Annotated in this window: 5 protein-coding genes; all 5 read left to right on the top strand. The window is 64.1% G+C overall.

Going from position 1 to position 1,478, the window contains the following annotated elements; genetic code table 11:
* The first annotated feature begins 71 nt into the window (after nt 1–71).
* A complete protein-coding gene (locus AC07OO_RS25490; protein WP_495084982.1) occupies nt 72–209 on the top strand; it encodes a hypothetical protein in 138 nt (45 codons plus the stop codon).
* A gap of 1 nt (nt 210) precedes the next feature.
* Nucleotides 211–453, top strand: coding sequence for a hypothetical protein (locus tag AC07OO_RS25485; RefSeq protein WP_495084981.1), 243 nt, complete (start codon nt 211–213; stop codon nt 451–453).
* On the top strand, nt 450–812 hold the full coding sequence (locus tag AC07OO_RS25480) for a hypothetical protein (RefSeq protein ID WP_495084980.1): 363 nt from the start codon (nt 450–452) through the stop codon (nt 810–812). Before AC07OO_RS25485 ends, AC07OO_RS25480 begins: the two co-directional genes overlap by 4 nt.
* Nucleotides 812–1,075: a hypothetical protein gene (locus tag AC07OO_RS25475; protein ID WP_495084979.1), complete on the top strand. Its 264-nt coding sequence runs from the start codon at nt 812–814 to the stop codon at nt 1,073–1,075. The genes AC07OO_RS25480 and AC07OO_RS25475 overlap by 1 nt, the downstream gene beginning before the upstream one ends.
* Nucleotides 1,072–1,478 (top strand): AAA family ATPase (locus AC07OO_RS25470; RefSeq protein WP_495084978.1); only part of this gene is annotated, 407 nt, incomplete at its 3' end. The genes AC07OO_RS25475 and AC07OO_RS25470, both read left to right, overlap by 4 nt.

Below are 1,478 nucleotides of genomic sequence, written 5' to 3'. Positions count from 1 at the left end.
GCCAGTGACGCAGCAGCCGAAGGCCTGCGCCCGCTTGGTGGCGATGTTGAATTTGAATGGATGTTGCAGCCATGACCTACCGCCATGCCTTCGACCGCCTGGGCAACCAAGTTCCACCACCCGCCAGTACATGGCTGCACCGCACCATCCAGCGCACGGCCTGGACTATTGCTGCAGTGTGCCTGGCAGGCCTGATCTGGGGGCGCTGACATGGGCCACAAGCTCCCCACGCCCAAGCGTGCTGCCACCTGCATGGAGCTAGGCACCTGCCAGCACTGCAAGGTGCGTTGCCTGCTGTGCGCAGACGACCCCAACCCCTGGTCTCCCAACGAGGTGCAATGCACCCCCTGGGAATACTTCTGGACCGGCCTGGCGGTGCTGCTCGTGCTCCTGTGCGTCTTCTTCACAGTCGGCTTCCTCGCCGGCCGTGCAGTCGGGTGGTGGGCCGTATGACGCGCCGCGCCCACGCTGCGGATGTGCAAACGTCTGCACTCTTCCCATCGCCCGAGCAAGACGCCGCCGAGCACACCGGCACCCTACTGCGCGCGGCCGAGGCCCGCAGCAAGCTGCTGGACAGCGATGGCCACACCGTGCCAGTGCTGTGCCTGGACATCGAGCTGGACAACGCCTACCACACCCACATGCGGGTGGAGCAACCCTTCCCCGTAGGCCACCACAAAGAGGCAGAGGCCGCTGCTCACCGCCTCAAAAAGGGCATGCGCGTCACCGTGCAGGCCCCTCTCGTAGGCCTGCGCCTGGTCGCGGCCAACACCACCCATATCCACACCCACCCAACCGAGGAAACCGCGTAATGCCATCCGTCACCGTCATCATCGCCGACACCCCCAACGGCGGCATATCCATCCGCAGCGACTTCCAGCCCGCTGTCGGCAACCCCTGCAGCCGCGCCCAATCCGCAGCGCTGGACATGATTCGCCGCACCCGCAAGGATTTCGGCCTGCCCGATCCTGCTGCCACCAGTACCGAGCTGACAGCGCCCCCCGCACGCACCGATGGGGTTGACATCGACCGCGTGCACCGCTCCCGTGACAACGTTGTTGGAGCGTCCGAATGAACCGCGCCGATACCAAACTGCAGCGCGGCACTGCCCTCGTACTCGTCGGCCCTGCCGGGGTCGGCAAGACAAGGCTCGCACACGCCATCGCCAAAAACCATGGCACATACCTTGAGCTGCAAGCCGGCGCCGATTTCAGTGAGCAATTGCGCGATGTAGTCCCCCTCCGTCCAAAAGTGTTGATCGTTGATGGCGAACCGACGCGCGCCGAGTTCACGCAGATCAAAGACATCCTGGCCAATCCAACCATAAAGGTGCGGGAGGCCTACACACCCACAGCCAAACACTTCCCATCACCCTTGGTCATCATCACTGCGCAAAACACGCGCTGGATTCCAGCTGGCACACCTCAACGGCTAGACATCGTCACCCTGACCGCACGCTCGCCCAGCAAGGCAGGAAG

Source organism: Rhodoferax sp. GW821-FHT07G04, from assembly GCF_059418585.1.
This window is presented reverse-complemented; position numbering and strand designations above follow the sequence as displayed.

Bases quoted from the DNA above. Each gene is read 5' to 3' on its own strand.
- AC07OO_RS25480 (WP_495084980.1), top strand. From the start codon at position 450: ATGACGCGCCGCGCCCACGCTGCGGATGTGCAAACGTCTGCACTCTTC.
- AC07OO_RS25490 (WP_495084982.1), top strand. From the start codon at position 72: ATGACCTACCGCCATGCCTTCGACCGCCTGGGCAACCAAGTTCCACCA.
- AC07OO_RS25485 (WP_495084981.1), top strand. From the start codon at position 211: ATGGGCCACAAGCTCCCCACGCCCAAGCGTGCTGCCACCTGCATGGAG.
- AC07OO_RS25475 (WP_495084979.1), top strand. From the start codon at position 812: ATGCCATCCGTCACCGTCATCATCGCCGACACCCCCAACGGCGGCATA.